The 17,112-nt window shown below is 71.7% G+C and carries 14 protein-coding genes; 10 read left to right on the top strand and 4 right to left on the bottom strand.

Annotated features, from left to right (window positions below):
* Nucleotides 1–5: 5 nt before the first annotated feature.
* Both AB0300_RS13800 and AB0300_RS13795 read left to right on the top strand, forming a co-directional pair.
* Nucleotides 6–1,436: a GH1 family beta-glucosidase gene (locus AB0300_RS13800; protein WP_366216197.1), complete on the top strand. Its 1,431-nt coding sequence runs from the start codon at nt 6–8 to the stop codon at nt 1,434–1,436.
* Nucleotides 1,437–1,564: 128 nt separating this feature from the next.
* Nucleotides 1,565–2,560, top strand: coding sequence for a LacI family DNA-binding transcriptional regulator (locus AB0300_RS13795; protein WP_025103979.1), 996 nt, complete (start codon nt 1,565–1,567; stop codon nt 2,558–2,560).
* Nucleotides 2,561–2,643: 83 nt separating this feature from the next.
* Here the strand turns inward: AB0300_RS13795 and AB0300_RS13790 are convergent, their stop codons facing one another.
* On the bottom strand, nt 2,644–3,453 hold the full coding sequence (locus AB0300_RS13790; RefSeq protein WP_085604743.1) for a M57 family metalloprotease: 810 nt from the start codon (nt 3,451–3,453) through the stop codon (nt 2,644–2,646).
* Between the two features lie 475 nt (nt 3,454–3,928).
* Here AB0300_RS13790 and AB0300_RS13785 point away from each other — a divergent pair, with 475 nt between their 5' ends.
* Nucleotides 3,929–4,597, top strand: a complete 669-nt coding sequence (locus tag AB0300_RS13785) for a TetR family transcriptional regulator (protein WP_366216196.1) — start codon at nt 3,929–3,931, stop codon at nt 4,595–4,597.
* A gap of 14 nt (nt 4,598–4,611) precedes the next feature.
* Here the strand turns inward: AB0300_RS13785 and AB0300_RS13780 are convergent, their stop codons facing one another.
* Nucleotides 4,612–5,268 (bottom strand): GntR family transcriptional regulator, encoded by a 657-nt coding sequence (locus AB0300_RS13780; protein ID WP_025103976.1) that lies wholly within the window; start codon nt 5,266–5,268, stop codon nt 4,612–4,614.
* Nucleotides 5,269–5,416: 148 nt separating this feature from the next.
* On the opposite strand from AB0300_RS13780, the gene AB0300_RS13775 reads away from it, so the two are divergent.
* Genes AB0300_RS13775 through AB0300_RS13755 form a run of 5 tightly spaced genes read left to right on the top strand, consistent with a single transcriptional unit; the run spans nt 5,417 to nt 11,521 of the window.
* The gene (locus AB0300_RS13775; RefSeq protein ID WP_338565313.1) at nt 5,417–6,694 is read left to right on the top strand and encodes an NRAMP family divalent metal transporter; all 1,278 of its coding nucleotides are present in this window, start codon (nt 5,417–5,419) and stop codon (nt 6,692–6,694) included.
* Nucleotide 6,695: 1 nt separating this feature from the next.
* Nucleotides 6,696–7,460, top strand: a complete 765-nt coding sequence (locus tag AB0300_RS13770; RefSeq protein WP_366216195.1) for a 5-oxoprolinase subunit PxpA — start codon at nt 6,696–6,698, stop codon at nt 7,458–7,460.
* A gap of 1 nt (nt 7,461) precedes the next feature.
* Entirely contained in the window at nt 7,462–8,262 is an 801-nt protein-coding gene (locus AB0300_RS13765; protein WP_126894045.1) for a putative hydro-lyase, read from the top strand.
* Nucleotides 8,262–9,812, top strand: a complete 1,551-nt coding sequence (locus tag AB0300_RS13760) for an urea amidolyase family protein (protein ID WP_366216194.1) — start codon at nt 8,262–8,264, stop codon at nt 9,810–9,812. The genes AB0300_RS13765 and AB0300_RS13760 overlap by 1 nt, the downstream gene beginning before the upstream one ends.
* Nucleotides 9,809–11,521: a biotin carboxylase N-terminal domain-containing protein gene (locus AB0300_RS13755; RefSeq protein ID WP_366216193.1), complete on the top strand. Its 1,713-nt coding sequence runs from the start codon at nt 9,809–9,811 to the stop codon at nt 11,519–11,521. The genes AB0300_RS13760 and AB0300_RS13755 overlap by 4 nt, the downstream gene beginning before the upstream one ends.
* Before the next feature lie 777 nt (nt 11,522–12,298).
* Here the strand turns inward: AB0300_RS13755 and AB0300_RS13750 are convergent.
* The gene (locus tag AB0300_RS13750) at nt 12,299–13,654 is read right to left on the bottom strand and encodes a solute carrier family 23 protein (RefSeq protein ID WP_126894188.1); all 1,356 of its coding nucleotides are present in this window, start codon (nt 13,652–13,654) and stop codon (nt 12,299–12,301) included.
* Between the two features lie 100 nt (nt 13,655–13,754).
* Nucleotides 13,755–14,630, bottom strand: coding sequence for a phosphoribosylaminoimidazolesuccinocarboxamide synthase (locus AB0300_RS13745; RefSeq protein ID WP_025105721.1), 876 nt, complete (start codon nt 14,628–14,630; stop codon nt 13,755–13,757).
* 189 nt (nt 14,631–14,819) lie between these two features.
* On the opposite strand from AB0300_RS13745, the gene AB0300_RS13740 reads away from it, so the two are divergent.
* A complete protein-coding gene (locus AB0300_RS13740) occupies nt 14,820–15,452 on the top strand; it encodes a PadR family transcriptional regulator (RefSeq protein ID WP_366216192.1) in 633 nt (210 codons plus the stop codon).
* Nucleotides 15,449–16,981: a DHA2 family efflux MFS transporter permease subunit gene (locus AB0300_RS13735; RefSeq protein WP_366216191.1), complete on the top strand. Its 1,533-nt coding sequence runs from the start codon at nt 15,449–15,451 to the stop codon at nt 16,979–16,981. Before AB0300_RS13740 ends, AB0300_RS13735 begins: the two co-directional genes overlap by 4 nt.
* The last annotated feature ends 131 nt before the right edge of the window (nt 16,982–17,112 follow it).

The following is a 17,112-nucleotide window of genomic DNA, read 5'->3' as shown; positions in this document are numbered from 1 at the left end:
CCCCTATGACGCGTGCCTTCCCCTCGGACTTCCTCTTCGGCGCGGCGACCGCGGCCTACCAGATCGAGGGCGCCGCCTTCGAGGACGGACGGACGGCCTCCATCTGGGACGCCTTCTGCCGGGTGCCGGGGGCCGTGGTCGGCGGCGACGACGGGGATGTGGCGTGCGACCACTACCACCGGTATCCGCAGGACGTGGCGCTGATGAAGCAGCTCGGCCTCCAGACGTACCGCTTCTCCACCTCGTGGTCGCGCGTGCGCCCCGACGGCGGCGCGGTCAACCAGGCGGGGGTCGACTTCTACAGCCGCCTCGTCGACGAGCTCCTCGCGGCCGACATCCTGCCCTGGCTCACGCTGTACCACTGGGACATGCCGCAGGCCCTGCAGGAGGTCGGCGGCTGGACGAACCGCGACTCCGTCGAGCGCTTCCTGGAGTACGCGGGCACCATGCACGACGCCCTCGGCGACCGCGTGAACGTGTGGACGACCCTGAACGAGCCGTGGTGCTCGTCCTTCCTCTCCTACACCGGGGGCGAGCACGCGCCAGGGCACACGAGCGTCGCCGAGGGGCTGCTGGCCTCGCACCACCTGCTGCTCGCGCACGGTGCGACGGTGCGGGAGCTCCGCGGCCGCGACGCCTCCCTCAACCTCGGCATCACGCTGAACCACACGGTGGCCGACCCCGCCGACCCGCAGAACCCCGCGGATGTCGACGCGGCGCGGCGGCTGGACGGCCAGTTCAACCGGTGGTTCCTCGACCCCATCTACCGCGGTGCCTACCCCGCCGACACCGTGGAGGACATCCGCGCGGTGGACCCCGAGGCCGTGGCGCGGTTCGAGGCGGCGGTGCACGAGGGCGACCTCGACACGATCGCCCAGCGCATCGACACCCAGGGTGTGAACTACTACCACGGCGACCTCGTGTCCGGCACGGGGCCCGACGACGCGGCGGTGTCCAGCGGCCCGGAGACGGCGCACGTGACGCGGAGCCCGTATCCCTCGCACGAGAGCATCCACGCGGTCGAGCGCGGACTGCCGCGGACCGCCCAGGGCTGGGAGGTCCAGCCGGAGGGACTCACGCGACTCCTGCAGCGGCTCTGGACCGAGTACGCCGAGCCCGCGGGTGTGGTGCTCTCGGTGACGGAGAACGGCGCGGCCTACGACGACACCGTCGTGGGGGAGGACGGGGAGACGCGGGTGCCCGACGCCGACCGCACCGCGTTCCTGCGCGCGCACCTCGACGCCGTGCTGGACGCCAGGGACAGCGGCGTGGACGTCCGCGGCTACTTCTACTGGTCCCTGTTCGACAACTTCGAGTGGGCCTGGGGCTACGACAAGCGCTTCGGGATCGTCCGCGTGGACTACGACACCCAGGAGCGGACGGTCAAGGACTCCGGCCGCGAGTACGCCCGGATCATCGCCGCCCGGTCCCTCTGACCCGTTCGAATCGCCCGATTGGTCCCATCTGCGGCCGAAATGGGACCAATCGGGCGACTCGAAGCGAGGATTTTCACGGCCTGGCTCCGGGTGGATGAGAATGGGGCGATGGAAGAGAGCAAGCGATGATGTCGCCCCGCGCGACCATCGAGGAGGTCGCAGCGGCCGCCGGCGTGTCCCGGTCGACCGTGTCGCGGGTGGTCAACGGGTCGACCGCGGTCAGCCCGGAAGCGCTCGCCGCCGTGCGCGCCGCGATCGACGAGCTCAACTACGTTCCGAACCGTGCCGCGCGCTCGCTCGCCTCCCGGCAGACGCACGCGATCGCCCTCATCGTCCCCGAGGACACGACCCGCTTCTTCGGCGACCCGTTCTTCGCGGCGATCGTGGCCGGCATCACCGGCGCGCTCCGCAGCTCCGACTACCTCCTGAACCTGCTGATCGCGAGCGACGACCCCGGCGACAAGATGACGAGCTTCGTGCGCAACGGCGGCGTCGACGGCGCGCTCATCGTGTCGCACCACACGAGTGACGCGTTCGTCGACCGGATCGCCGACGCGGTCCCCGTCGTCTACGGCGGCCGTCCGGTGCGCCGGGCCGAAGGCGACTACGTGGTCGACGTCGACAACGTCGCCGGGGCACGGGCGGCCACGCAGCGCCTCGTCGACATCGGACGCACCCGCATCGCCACGATCTCCGGTCCGCTCACGATGCCGTCGTCGACCGACCGCGTGCAGGGGTTCCGCGCCGCGCTCGCCGCCGCGGGGCTGACCCCCTTCGCGGAGGAGGAGGGCGACTACAGCGAGGCGAGCGGAGCCGATGCCGCCCGCCGTCTGCTCGCGGAAGGGCGGCCGGACGCGATCTTCGTCGCCAGCGACCTCATGGCCCGCGGGGCGCTCATGGCCCTCCGCGCCGCCGGGGTGCGGGTGCCGGAGGACATCGCGCTCGTCGGCTTCGACGACTCCTCGGTGGCCCTCAGCACCGACCCGCCCCTGACGACCATGCGCCAGCCCATGTACGCCCAGGGCGAGGCGATGACGCAGGTGCTGCTCTCCCGGCTTGCCGGCGAGGATCCGCCTCGGACGACCATCCTGCCGACCGAGCTCGTCGTCCGCGGCTCCGCCTGAGCCGCACCGACCGCGGACACGGGTGAGGCCCGGTCGCGGAACGACCGGGCCTCGGTGGTGCCGGAACGGGTCCGACGAGGGCGTCAGTTCCCGTAGAGCGAGACGACGCCGCTGCGGTCGACGCTGGTCATCGACAGATCGGCCGAGCTGCCGTTGCACTGCGGGTAGTGCATGATCGACGACGAGTCGTACGGCGTGAGCGGACGCCAGTTGTTGTCCTCGAAGCAGGTGCCCGCCTCCGGGCGGGTGTGCTCGTGGCGGAAGCCGAGGACGTGGCCGAGCTCATGGCCGAGCACGTTGGTCGGGGTCCACGCTCCGGCGCTCCAGATCGAGTCGTCGATGAGGACGTTCTGCTGCCGGGCCGGCGTGCTGGGGAAGAAGGCGCGGGCGATGTACTGCGTCGTGGCCACCGGCTCGACGGAGAAGACGACGGCGTTGTTCCGCGTGGTGCAGTTGGCGTCGGCGCTGCTCACGTAGCGGAAGTCGATCTTCGAGGACGCGGACTCCCAGAGTGCGGCGCCGCCCTCCATCGCCCGGACGACGTCGGCGTGACGGCTGCCGAACTTCGTGCTCACGCAGTAGGTGAGGTTGGCGACCTGGGAGGCGGACCACTTGTCGTCGATGTTGTTGACCGTGTTGACGATGAGGCCGTCGGTGCGGGTCTCCGGGCCGATCAGCCGGTCGTAGAACGCGCGCAGCTCCTTCTTGTTCGAGATCACCTCATCGCCGTTGACGACGTAGGCGCCGTCGATGTCCCGATAGGTCGACGCCGCGAACTCCTGGTACGAGGGCGCGGAGTCGTCGGGGGACGCGGCCGTGGCGGGGATGACCGCGCTGAGGCTGAGCGCGGCCGCCGCGGTGGCGGCGAGCGCGAGTTTTCTGGTGAATCGCATGGAAGATCCTCTTCGATCTGAGCGGTGCCGCGCGCCCGGTGAGCGAGCGGACTCCGGCCGGAACGGTGAGCATCGCTGCCACCGAGGGGCCGAAGCCCGCTCACGCTAACCGCGCGATTTCGACGGGGTCAAGGCGCGACACGGCCCGTCGCCCGCTTTCTGCACTCAGGTCAGGAATCGGCCGCATCCGTCGCCGTCGAAGGTGCCGCCGTGGCTCGGCCGGACGTCGGCACCGGCGGTCGACGCCCGGGCCTGGTCGTCGGTCCCTCGTCGTAGGCCGGAGGTCGAGGATGACCACGGACGCGTCTCCGCCACCCCCTCCATCGGCGGAAGACGCGTCCGTGGCCCGCTGCGGCGAACCCCCGCGCCGCGAGTGCTCGCACCCTCCATAGGTTGAACGAGCATTCAGTGATTAATCTATCCCGAGACGGCCCGTGAGGGAATTCCGCCGGACGACCCGGGAGGTGGACACCGCATGGCGCGATCGGATGCGCAGAACCGTGCGGCGCGGGAGCGCGCACGCGAGAACATCCTCCAGGCGGCGATCGAGGTCTTCAGCGAACGCGGCGTCGCCGGGGCGGGCATCGCCGAGATCACGCGTCGCGCCGGCGTCGCCCAGGGGTTGGTGAACTACCACTTCGGCGGCAAGGACCAGCTCGTCGCCGCGGTGATCGACCGGTGGTTCGAGACGGTGCTGGGGTTCGCGCAGGTCGAGGGCACGCCCGACGAGATGCTCGCCGCGATCATCGACGGGGCGATCGGCGCGACGGCCTTCGCGATGCCCCTGCAGCGTGCGGTGCTCGCCATGCAGCAGCAGCCGCTGACGCATCGGCTGTTCGCGGAGTCGGAGCAGCGATACGCGGACGGCGCGACGGCTGCCGAGGATGCCGTGCGTGCGATGTTCCGTGCCCGAGGCGCCGAGGATCCGGCGCTGGAGGAGGTCATGCTCCGCAGCACCCTGGAGGGGGTGTTCGTGAAGTACTGCGTCTTCGGCGACACGTATCCGCTCGAGGACGCGCGGCGCTGGCTGCACCGCCGGTACGGTCTGCCCGAGCCGACCGCCGCGCTGCCTGGGCTGCCGGCCTCGCCCCAGGGCGAACCCCGACCCCGGGCCACGGCGGCGCTGCGGACCGACGCGTCCTGAGCCGCGGACCCGGATCAGTCGAGGTGCATCCGCGCGAACGCGCCGAGCACGACCCGCTCCGACTGCACGAGGTACCGCTCCAACTCGGCGGCCCCGGCCTCGGCGCCCCGGGTCAGGAACGTGTCGAGGACGGCGCGGTTCTTCCGGACGAACGGCTCGTGCAGCGCGCGGGGGTCGTCGATCTTCAGGAACGCGAGGCGCAGCTCCGCCGCGACGTTCCGGTAGGTGCGGGCGAGACGCGGACTGTCGGCGAGATCGACGAGCGCGACGTGGAACGCCATGTTCGCGCTGCCGACCGCGCGCCAGGCGGACGCGTCGTCGGCCGAGACGCCGGCGACGGCGGCCTCGGCCGCGGCGACCGCGTCGGTCATGCGCTGGACGGCGGGATGCTCGGGCTCGGACTGCCGCAGAGCCGTGCACTCGATGACGCGGCGGGCGCGGTAGATGTCGATGACGTCGGCGATCGTGGGAGAGGCGACCGAGACGCCGCGGTGCGGGATGTGCGCGACGAGCCCCTGTTCCGCGAGCACCCGGAACGCCTCGCGCAGGGTGTTGCGCGACACGTCGAAGCTCTCGGCCAGAGACGACTCCGACAGCCGGGAGCCCGGGGCGACGTCGCCGTCGATGATGCGCTGACGGAGCACGTCGGCGAGCGGGCCCTGCTGGTTCATGCCTTCATCGTAGGGCGGCATCACGCCGATCATTACCGAAAAGCAATCGCGCTGTAGCACGACGGAAACATGATTGTTGAACAATCAGGTTCTGTCCGTTCTACACTGGGGGTCACCCGACACCCACCAACGACGATGGGACCCCCCTATGTCCGAGCAGTCCGCCCCCGCCCTCACCCCCGAGGACGAAGCCCGCGCCGCCCACGCGAAGAAGCGCGCCGGCCGCAGTGCCGTCATCGGCGCCATCTTCCTCATGGCCACGAGCGCCATCGGTCCGGGCTTCATCACCCAGACCGCGACGTTCACCGCCCAGATGGGAGCCGCGTTCGCGTTCGCCATCCTCGTGTCGATCCTCGTCGACATCGCGGTGCAGCTGAACATCTGGCGCATGATCACCTCGTCCGGCAAGCGGGCCGGCGAGCTCGCCAACAGCGCCATCCCCTTCTCCGGCCACGTCATCGCCGTCCTCGTCGTCATCGGCGGGCTCGCGTTCAACATCGGCAACATCGCCGGCGGCGGCCTGGGCCTGAACGCCCTCCTCGGCATCGATCCGAAGCTCGGCGGCACGCTCACGGCGGCCCTCGCGATCATCATCTTCCTCGTGAAGAAGGCCGGCAAGGTGATGGACGTCGTCCTCATCATCCTCGGCGTCGGCATGATCGTGATGACCCTCGTCGTCGCCCTCATCGCCCAGCCGCCCATCGGCGACGCCCTGCGCCAGACCTTCGTGCCCGACCAGCTCAACTTCGCCACCATCACGACGATCGTCGGCGGCACGGTCGGCGGCTACATCACCTACTCCGGCGCTCACCGCTACCTCGACTCCGGCCACGTGGGCCCGCAGTACGCGAAGCCCGTCATGCGCGCCGCCGCCAACGGCATCCTCGTGACCGGCATCATGCGCTACGTGCTCTTCCTCGCGATCCTCGGCGTGGTGGCCTCCGGCGTGGCGCTCGACCTCTCCTCGCAGGCCGCCAACCCGGCAGGGCAGGCATTCGGTGCGGTGCTCGGCGACGCCGGTCTGCGGATCTTCGGCGCGATCTTCTGGGCCGCCGCGATCAGCTCGGTCATCGGCGCCGCGTACACCTCGGCGACCTTCCTCTCGACCTTCACCGCCAAGCTCCGCGGGGGCTGGCCGCTGCAGCTCGCCACCGTCGCGTTCATCGTCGTGTCGCTGGCGGTCTACCTGGCGATCGGCACGGCCCCGGCCGCGATCCTCGTCTTCGTCGGCGGCTTCAACGGCCTGATCCTCCCCATCGGGCTGACGGTGTTCATGTACATCGGCTGGTTCCGCCGCGACCTGCTCGGCGACCGGAAGTACCCGATGTGGCTGCTCATCGCGGGCACCGTCGTGACCGCGCTCACCTGGTACATGGGCGCCGTCTCGATCGGCCCCATCTTCGCCTTCCTCGGAATCGGAGCGTGACATGGCGACCATCGACCTGAACTCGGACCTCGGCGAGAACGTCCCCGACCGGATCGTCAGCGACGACGCGAGCATGCTCGAGATCGTCACGAGCGCGAACGTGTCGTGCGGGTTCCACGCGGGCAGTCCGGAGGGGATCCGCGAGACCCTGGCCGCGGCCGTCGCCGGGGGCGTCGTGATCGGCGCCCACCCCGGGTACCGCGACTACGAGAACTTCGGGCGCACGAAGGTCGACATCGACTCGGCCACGCTGCAGGCGCACGTGGAGTACCAGCTCGGTGCGCTCCTCGGGCTCACCGCGGCGGTCGGCGGGCGGGTCTCCTACGTCAAGCCGCACGGGGCGCTCTACAACACCATCGCCCGCGACGAGCGGCAGTCGAAGGACGTCGTGGCGGCCATCAAGGCGATCGACCCCTCGCTCGTGCTGCTCGGCCTCGCCGGCGGCGTCGTGCTCGACGTCGCCGAACGAGCAGGACTCGCGGTCGCCGCGGAGGCCTTCGCCGATCGCGCCTACCAGCCGGACGGTCAGCTCGTCTCCCGCACCGAGGAGGGGGCCGTGCTGCACGAACCCACCGCGGTGGCCGAGCGGATGGTGCGCCTGGCCGCGGACGGCGTGATCCGGGCGATCGACGGCACCGACGTGGCCGTGTTCGCGCAGTCGATCTGCGTGCACGGCGACAGCCCGGGCTCGGTCGCGATGGCGGCGGAGACGAAGCGCCTGCTGCAGGCGGAGGGCATCACGATCGCCCCGTTCGCCGGAGTCTGACATGGCCGTGCTCGCGACTCCCGCCCAGCTCGCCGACGCCCGGGCCGCCCGTGCGGCGCACCGCGCCGGCCACTCCGCGCCGACCAGCGGCGTCGCCCCGGGGCTGACCCAGGCGAACCTCATCGCGGTGCCCGCGGACTGGGCCTTCGAGACCCTGCTCTACGCGCAGCGCAACCCGAAGCCCTGCCCCGTCCTCGAGGTGATCGAGCAGGGGGCGGTGGAGTCGCGGCTCGCGCCGGGCAGCGACATCCGGACCGACATCGGGCGGTACCGCATCTGGCGGGACGGCGAGCTCGTGGAGGAGGTGTCCGACGCGATGGCGGCGTGGGACGAGCATCCCGACCTCGTCGCCTTCCTCATCGGCTGCAGCTTCACGTTCGAGACGGGGCTCGTCGAGGCCGGGATCCCGATCCGTCATCAGGAGCTCGGACGCAACGTGCCGATGTACCGCACGGCGGTGGACTGCACCCCGGCCGGACGGCTGCGCGGCGAGATGGTGGTCTCCATGCGTCCGATCCCCGCGGACCGCGTGGCCGATGCCGTGCAGATCTCCGGGCGCACCCCGGCCGTGCACGGTGCGCCCGTGCACATCGGCGACCCGGCATCGCTCGGTATCGTCGACGTGATGGTGCCCGACTTCGGCGACGCCCCCGAGATCCGCCCCGGCGAGATCCCCGTGTTCTGGGCGTGCGGCGTGACCCCGCAGGCGGCGATCATGGCGTCGAAGCCGCCGTTCGCCGTCACCCACGCCCCGGGCTACATGTTCGTCACCGATGTGCCGGATGCGGAGTACCGGGTCTGATGCGCATCCTCACGGCCTCCGACAGCGCGCTGCTCGTCGAGGCGGACGACCTCGAGCAGGCCATGCGGCTGAACCTCGCATGGAGCGACGTGCCCGGCGTTCGGGAGCGCATCCCCGGCGCCCGCACCGTGCTCGTGCGCTTCGACCCGCACCGCACCTCGGCCGCCGCGCTCGCCGAGGCGCTCGCCGCGACCGAGGTCGACGCGGCGGCGCTGCCCGACGCGGGCGAGGTCACCATCCCGGTCCGCTACGACGGGGAGGATCTGGACGAGGCGGCCGCGCTCCTCGACGTCTCGGCGGAGGAACTGGTGGCCCGTCACCTCGCCGCCGACTGGCGCGTGGCCTTCTCCGGCTTCGCTCCCGGCTTCGGCTATGCCGTGAGCGGCGACCCCCTCTTCGACGTGCCGCGGCGGTCGTCGCCCCGCACCCGGGTGCCCGCCGGTTCCGTCGCCCTCGCCGGGGCGTTCAGCGGCGTGTATCCGCGGGAGAGCCCCGGTGGCTGGCAGCTCATCGGCCGGACCGCCCTGGAGATGTGGGACATCGACCGCGACCCGCCGGCTCTGCTCGTGCCGGGCCGCCGCGTGCGCTTCGTGCGTGCGGAGCGGGAGTCGGTCGCGGCGTCGCCGGCATCGGCCGACGCGACGCGGGTCGCCCGTCGCGGGGACGGTCCGGCGGTCGAGGTCGTGCGACCGTCGCTGCAGCTCCTCGTGCAGGACGCGGGACGCCCCGGTTTCGCGGCGCTGGGCGTCTCGGCCTCCGGCGTCGCCGATCGGGTCGCGATGCACGCGGCGAACCGGGCCGTGGGCAACACGCCGGCGGCGGCTGTGCTGGAGAGCGTCGGTGGGGCCGTGCTGCGCTTCCACGGCGCAGGTGTGGCCGCCGTCACCGGAGCCACGGGCTCGCTCACGCTCACCGACGCCGACGGCATCGAGCGCACGCTCCTCCCCGGCGTGCCGTTCGCGACCGTCGACGGCGACGAGCTCACGCTGGGCCATCCCGAGCGCGGTCTCCGGTCCGTGATCGCCGTCCGCGGCGGCTTCGCTCCGGCTGCGGCGCTCGACAGCTGCGCGACCGACACGCTCGCCGGGCTGGGTCCCGCGCCGTTGGCCGCCGGCGATCTCCTTCCGATCGGGGCTGCCGCTGTGGCCGCCGTGGAGCCGGATCCGGTGCCGCGCGCCCTTCCCGCAGCCGGGGAGCTGGCCACGCTGGAGATCACGCTCGGGCCCCGCGACGACTGGTTCACCGCTGCCGGCCTCGACGCGCTCACCGGGCAGGAGTGGACGGTCACGCCGCGCTCCGACCGCGTGGGCATCCGCCTGCACGGCGACGTGCCCCTGGAACGCGCGGTCGGCGGCGAGCTGTCGAGCGAAGGCGCCGTGACCGGGGCCATCCAGGTGCCGCCGAACGGCCAGCCCGTGCTCTTCCTCCCCGATCATCCGCTCACGGGCGGCTATCCCATCATCGGTGCCCTCACCGACTGCAGCCTCGACCTCGCCGCTCAGCTCCCGCCGGGCGTGCGGGTGCGCTTCACCGTCAAGGAGACCTCATGACCTCTGTGCTGATCGCCAACCGCGGCGAGATCGCGGTCCGCGTGATCCGCGCGTGCGCCGAGGCGGGCTACACGTCGGTCGCCGTCTACGCCGATCAGGACGCGGATGCCCTGCACGTGCGGCTCGCGGACGAGGCGATCGGCCTCGACGGCGACACCGCGGCGACGACGTACCTGTCCATCGAGGCGCTGATCGACGCGGCTCGCCGCAGCGGCGCCGACGCCGTGCACCCCGGCTACGGCTTCCTGTCCGAGAGTGCCGCCTTCGCGCGGGCCGTCGAAGACGCCGGACTCGTCTGGATCGGGCCTTCGCCGGAGAGCATCGACGCGCTCGGCGACAAGATGACCGCGCGCCGGATCGCGCAGCGCGTCGGCGCCCCGCTCGCCGCGGGCACGGATCAGCCGCTGTCCGGGCCGCAGGAGGCGGTGGCGTTCGCCGAGGAGCACGGTCTGCCCATCGCGATCAAGGCCGCATTCGGCGGCGGAGGCCGAGGGCTCAAGGTCGTCCGCGAGCTGTCGGAGGTCGCCGACGCGTTCGACGCGGCCACCCGCGAGGCGACCGCCGCGTTCGGCCGCGGGGAGTGCTTCGTGGAGCGCTTCCTGGAGAGTCCGCGGCACATCGAGGTGCAGGTGCTCGGCGACGGGCGCGGCGGCGTGGTCGTCGTGGGCGACCGCGACTGCTCGATGCAGCGCCGCAACCAGAAGCTCATCGAGGAGGCTCCTGCGCCCGGTCTCACGGCGGCGCAGCGGACGGCGTTCCACGACGCGGCACGGGCGATCTGTGCCGAGGTGCAGTACCGCGGCGCCGGCACGGTCGAGTTCCTCCTCGCCGCGGACGGCACGATCTCGTTCCTCGAGGTGAACACCCGGCTGCAGGTCGAGCACCCCGTGACCGAGGAGGTGACCGGGACCGACCTCGTCCGCGAGCAGTTCCGCATCGCGTTCGGCGAGGGGCCGTCCTTCACCGAGACCCCGGCGCCGACCGGGCATGCGTTCGAGTTCCGCATCAACGCCGAAGACCCCGGCCGCGGGTTCCTGCCCAGCCCCGGACGGGTGGACGGCCTGCGCATCCCCGGGGGACCCGGCGTGCGGTGGGACAGCGGCATCGAGGCCGGAGACACCGTGCAGCCCGCGTTCGACTCGATGATCGCGAAGCTCATCGTGCACGCGGACACCCGGGACGCGGCTCTCGTCCGTGCGCGTCGTGCGCTGCGGGAGCTCGCCGTCGAGGGCCCGGCGACCGTGATCCCGTTCGACCTCCGTGCCATCGACGACCCCGCGTTCGCGACCGCGACCTTCGCCGTGCACACCCAGTGGATCGAGACCGTGCTGCTCCCGGTACTGGAGGCGCAGCCACGCCCCGCGGTCGCCCCGGTCTCCGGGCTGCAGCGGTTCCCGGTGGAGATCGACGGCCGCCGCGTGATGCTCGGTCTGCCCGCGGAGCTGCTGGCGGGCATCGGCCGTCCGGGAGAGGTCGCGGCCCCCGTGCCCTCGGCGGACCCCTCCGAGCTCCGGGCCCCCGCGCCGGGCACGCTCGTCCGCTGGCTCGTCGATGACGGGGCCACGGTGGCCGAGGGGGACCCGGTGGCCGTGCTCGACGCGATGAAGATGGAGACCACGGTCACCGCCCACCGCGCCGGCACCCTCACCCCGTGCGCCGACACCGGCGCGACCCTCGCCGCCGACGCCCTCCTCGCCACGATCGCCTGACCCGTCCCCTCCCCCTCCCCATTCCGTCCCGCCCGCCCCGTCCGCCCCGTCCGCCCCGTCCGGCCCCTCCCCGTCCCGCCCCTCCGCGTGCGCAGTGCAAAAACGCCCCTCCCACATCCCTCAGACGCCCCTTTCCGATCCCGCACGCTCTGACCCCGGCAGCGCCCCCGCGTGAGAGTGCGATTACGTTCCTCCCGCCCGCGGGGAACGCCCGTTTCTGATCCCGCCCCCTCCGACCCGGGAATGTCTCCCGTGTGCGAGCGCGATTAAGTCCCTCCCACCCGCCGGGCACGCCCGTTTCTGATCCCGCCCCCTCTGACTAGGAAACGTCTCCCGCGTGCGAGTGCGATGACGTTCCCCCGATGTACCGGGCACGCCCGTTTCTGATCCCGCCCCCTTTGGCCCGCGATGGTCCTCGCGTGCGAGTGCGGTTACGCCCATCCCACCCGCCGGGGAGGAGCCTTTCGACCTCGCACCGTGGGGGCCGGACCCGCGCGCACCGCGCGGGCCGGATGTTCCTGTCCGGAGAGTGCGAAAGTGCACCTTCCGGAGACCCGGAAAGCCCCATTTCGATCCCGCACGCGACGCGGCCGACCAAGGCCGAGCGAGTGCGAAAACGCCCCCTCCTCGTGAGAGGAAGGGGCGTTTTCCATCCGGGACGTGAACGCCTCGGGCTCGCGCACCCCTCCGGCACCGGGTGCGAGTGCGAAAACGGGCCTCCGCGGAGTGCGGGAGGGGCGAAAGCCGTCCCGCACGCTTCAGGGGCCGGGGCGGGACCTACGCGGGGTCGCCGCCGAGAGGGCCGACGGGCTCGAGAGGCTTCGGGTCGTCGGCACCCGTCTTCCGCGCGCGGGCGATGAGGTTGCCCAGGTGGTAAATCAGCAGCGCCGCGACCGTCCCCAGCACGATCCCGCCGAAGGCGAAGTCGCCGAGCTGCATCGTGAACCCGGCGATGCCGATCACGAGGGACACCGCGGCGGTGTACTGGTTGACCGGACGAGAGAAGTCGACGCGGCTGTCGACCCAGATCTTGATGCCGATGATCCCGATGAGGCCGTAGAGCGCCGTCGTCGCCCCGCCGAGCACGCCCGCGGGGATCGAGTTGAACACCTCGCCGACCTTGGGCGAGAACGCCAGGAGGATCGCGAACAGACCCGCCACCCAGTACACGGCGGTGGAGTACACGCGGGTCGCGGCCATGACGCCGATGTTCTCGCCGTAGGTCGTGGTGCCCGAGCCGCCGAAGCCGCCGGCGATGGTCGTGGCGACACCGTCGGCGATGAGGGCGCGACCGGTGTGGCGGTTGATCGCGGGGTCTTCGGTCATGGTCGCGACGCCGCGCACGTGACCGACGTTCTCCGCGATGAGCACGAGCACGACGGGCAGGAACATCGCGATGGTCGACCAGGTCCCCGGCCCGACGAAGTCCGGGAACTGGAAGTGCGGGAGGCCGATCCAGGGGGCGTCCGCGATGAGCTCCGCCGGGGTCTTGTCGCCACGGAGCGGGTTGGGCACCTCGAACGAGCCGTTGAACGCGGCCCAGATGAAGCCGACGGCGACGCCGAGGAAGATCGAGATGCGGCCGAGGAAGCCCCGGAAGAGCACCGCGAAGAGGATGATCGCGACGAGGGTGATCGTGGCGGTCACGGGGTCGAGCGCGAAATTGCTCCAGGCGGTGGGGGCGAGGTTGAAGCCGATGAGCGCGACGATGGCGCCGGCGACGACCGGGGGCATCAGGGCATCGACCCAGCGGAGGCCGACGAACTGCACGACGAGACCGACGACCGCGAGGAGCACGCCCACCGCGACCACGCCCGCGAGGGCCGAGCCGGTGCCGCCCGCCGCGACGGCCGCGGTGATGGGGGCGATGAAGGCGAACGAGGAGCCGAGGTAGCTCGGCAGCTGGTTCTTCGTGATGAGGAGGAAGAGCAGCGTGCCGATGCCGCTGAAGAGCAGCGTGGTCGACACGGGGAAGCCGGTGAGGGTCGGCACGAGGAACGTGGCGCCGAACATGGCGACGACGTGCTGCGCGCCGATGGCGATGGTCGCGGGCCAGGACAGACGTTCCTCGGGGGTGACGACGGCGCCGGGCTCGACGGTGCGGCCGTTTCCGTGCAGCTTCCACAAAGCCATGTGGGCTCCTCAGGGTTCGGGATCGGGGGCGGAGTGCTGGAGCAACACTACCGATTCCTGAGTTTTCCCTGTGCGCCCGGAGGCGGCGGGGAGCGCGGCGTCAGGCGCCGAGGCGGTCGATGAGCTCGCGGTAGCGGGCGGCCGTCCGGGCCACGACCTCCTCGGGCAGCACGGGGGGCTCGCCCTGCTTGTCCCAGTTCGCCGCGAGCCAGTCGCGCACGATCTGCTTGTCGAAGCTCGCCATCCGCTCCGCCGGGGTCGACCCCGTGCGCCAAGCCTCGGCGTCCCAGTACCGGGAGGAGTCGCTCGTGAGGACCTCGTCGGCGAGGCGGAGGGTGCCGTCGGCGTCGGTCCCGAACTCGAACTTCGTGTCGGCGAGGATGAGGCCCTTCTCCTCGGCGATGGCCGCGGCACGACGGTAGATCGCGAGCGAGGCATCGCGGAGCTCGGCCGCCCGGTCCGCCCCGACGAGCTCGACGACGCGGTCGAACGTGATGTTCTCATCGTGTTCGCCCATCGGCGCCTTGTAGGCCGGGGTGAACAGCGGCTCGGGCAGGCGGTCGCCGTTCTGCAGCCCTTCCGGCAGGGCGATGCCGCACACGGTGCCGTGCTCCTGGTACTCGGCCCAGCCGGAGCCGGTGATGTACCCGCGCACGACGCACTCGATCGGCAGCATCTCGAGCGACTGGGCGAGCATGGCTCGATCGGCCACCTCCTCCGGCAGGTCGCCGTCCGTGAGGTGGTTCGGCACGTCGAGCTGGGCGAACCACCAGCGGCTGAGGCGCGTCAGCAGGGCACCCTTGTCGGTGATGCCAGGGGAGAGCACGACGTCGAAGGCGCTCACCCGGTCGGACGCGACGACGAGGATGCGGGTGTCGGCCGGGTCCTCCGAGGCGTAGAGGTCGCGGACCTTTCCGGAGTAGAGGTGTCGCCACCCGGGGATGGCCTGCGCGTTTCCTGCGGACGGTGTGCTCACCCGCCCATTATCCCGGTGATGCGTGTTCTTCCGCGCCGAGACCCCGCGTTCGCGTCGAGACCCCGGGGTGTGCGCGTCGGAACCCCGGGGTCTCGCCGGAAAACCGGGGTCTCAACGGAGGAGGGGCGGGTGTATAGTCCATGTGGACTATACGACGGGGCGACAGAGCAGGGGACGGGGGGGAGAGGCGTGGGGAAGAGCAGGGATGTGGTGGCGGGACTCACGCCGCTCGGGGTGATGGTGCTCGCGCTGCTCCGCGAGAGCGACATGCACCCGTACGAGATGGTGCGCCTGCTCCGCGCGCGTCACGACGACCGGCTCATCACCGTCACCAACGGCACGCTGTACCACACGGTCGCCCGACTCCAGCGGGCCGGTCTGCTCGACGAGGTCGGCACGGACCGCGAGGGCAACCGACCGGAGCGGACGACCTATACCCTCACCGACACCGGCCGGGAGGCGGTGGTCGCGTGGGTGCGTCGTGCCCTCCCGCGCATCGACCGCGAGACCGACGCCCGCGTCGCGCTCGCCGAGTCGCACAACCTCGACCGCGACGACGCCGTCGCGCTGCTGCAGGAGCGACGGGAGGCCCTCGTCGCCTCGTACGCGCTGCACCACGACGGCCTCGCCGCCGCCCGCACCAAGGGCGTCCCGCCGCAGGTCCTCGTCGAGATCGAGCGGCAGGAGGCGCTGCTCGATGCCGAGCTCCGCTGGCTCGACACCCTCCTCACCCGCCTCGACGGCGACGAGCTCCGCTGGGGCCCCGACGCCTTCGACGACACCGACCGCTACCGTGCTCAGCGAAAGGCTGCACAGCAATGACCGATTCCCGCCCGACCTCGGGGCCCGAGACGGGGCCCTTCGCCGCCGGTCACGCGCCGAAGAGTCCGTGGCCGGCGCTCTGGGCGCTCGTCATCGGGTTCTTCATGATCCTCGTCGACACCACGATCGTGTCCGTCGCGAACCCGGCGATCAAGGCCGCGCTCGACCCCGACACGAACAACCTCGACAACGTCGTGTGGGTCACCAGCGCCTACCTCCTCGCCTACGCCGTGCCGCTGCTCATCACCGGACGACTCGGCGACCGCTTCGGCCCGAAGAACATCTACCTCATCGGACTCGCGGTCTTCACCCTCGCCTCGCTCTGGTGCGGACTGTCGACGACGCTCGAGGGCCTGATCGCGGCCCGCGCGGTGCAGGGGCTCGGCGCCGCGTTCATGACGCCGCAGACCATGGCCGTCATCACCCGCACCTTCCCGCCGAACCGCCGCGGCGCGGCGATGGGCCTGTGGGGTGCCACGGCCGGCGTCGCCACGCTCGTCGGCCCCCTCGCGGGCGGTCTGCTCGTCGACGGCTTCGGGTGGGAGTGGATCTTCTTCGTCAACCTCCCCGTCGGCGTCGTCGCCTTCGTGCTCGCCTGGATCCTCGTGCCGAAGCTGAAGACCCACCCGCACCGGTTCGACCTCGTCGGCGTCGTGCTCAGTGCCGTCGCGCTGTTCCTCATCGTCTTCGGGCTGCAGGAGGGCGAGAAGTACGACTGGGGGACCATCGTGGGGCCGATCTCGGTCTGGGGCCTCATCATCGCCGGCGTCGTGGTGCTCGCGCTCTTCATCGTGCAGCAGGCGCGCACCCGCAGCGAGCCCCTCGTGCCCCTCGCCCTCTTCCGCGACCGGAACTTCTCCGGCGCGAACGTGGCGATCGCCGCGGTCGGCTTCACGGTGACGAGCATGTCGCTGCCGATGATGTTCTTCCTGCAGACCGCGCGCGGCCTCACCCCGACCGAGGCCGCGATGCTGCTCATCCCGATGGCCGTGCTGTCGGGCGTGCTCGCCCCGGTCGCCGGCAAGATCCTGGACCGCGTCGACCCGCGCATCATCCTCGTCCCCGGTCTGCTCTGCGTCGCAGGCGCCCTGGTCTGGTACTCGGCCCTGACCACGATGGACACCCCGATCCTGATGTTCCTGCTGCCGTCCGCGCTCATGGGCATCGGCAATGCGGGCATGTGGGGGCCGCTGGCGACCACGGCCACGCGCAAGCTGCCGCCGCGACAGGCCGGTGCCGGCGCGGGCATCTACAACACCACCCGCACCATCGGCTCGGTCATCGGCTCCGCCTCGATCGCCGCGTTCATGCAGTCGCGGCTGGAGGCGAACCTCCCCGGTCTGGCCGACGCTCCGGCCGGCACCGGGAGCGGCGCGCTGCCGCCGCAGGTCGCCGAGGGCTTCGCGGCCGGCATGTCCCAGACGCTGCTGCTGCCCGCCGGTGTGATCCTCATCGCGCTGGTCGCCTCGCTGTTCCTCCGCGGGCAGGATCGGAAGGACGAGGCCGTCGCCGCGACCCCTCCGGCGTGACCGCGATGACCCCGACACGCCGGTATCCACGCGGGTTCCGGCGCTGTTCGGGGTCGCGCCGAGATTCCGGTGCGCGGGAGGAGCGGGGTTAGGGTGGATGGTCGGCGGCCGCCGGGTCGCCCTTCCGAACC

It is taken from the genome of Microbacterium sp. NPDC078814 (assembly GCF_040702645.1).
GTDB lineage: Bacteria > Actinomycetota > Actinomycetes > Actinomycetales > Microbacteriaceae > Microbacterium.
This window is presented reverse-complemented; position numbering and strand designations above follow the sequence as displayed.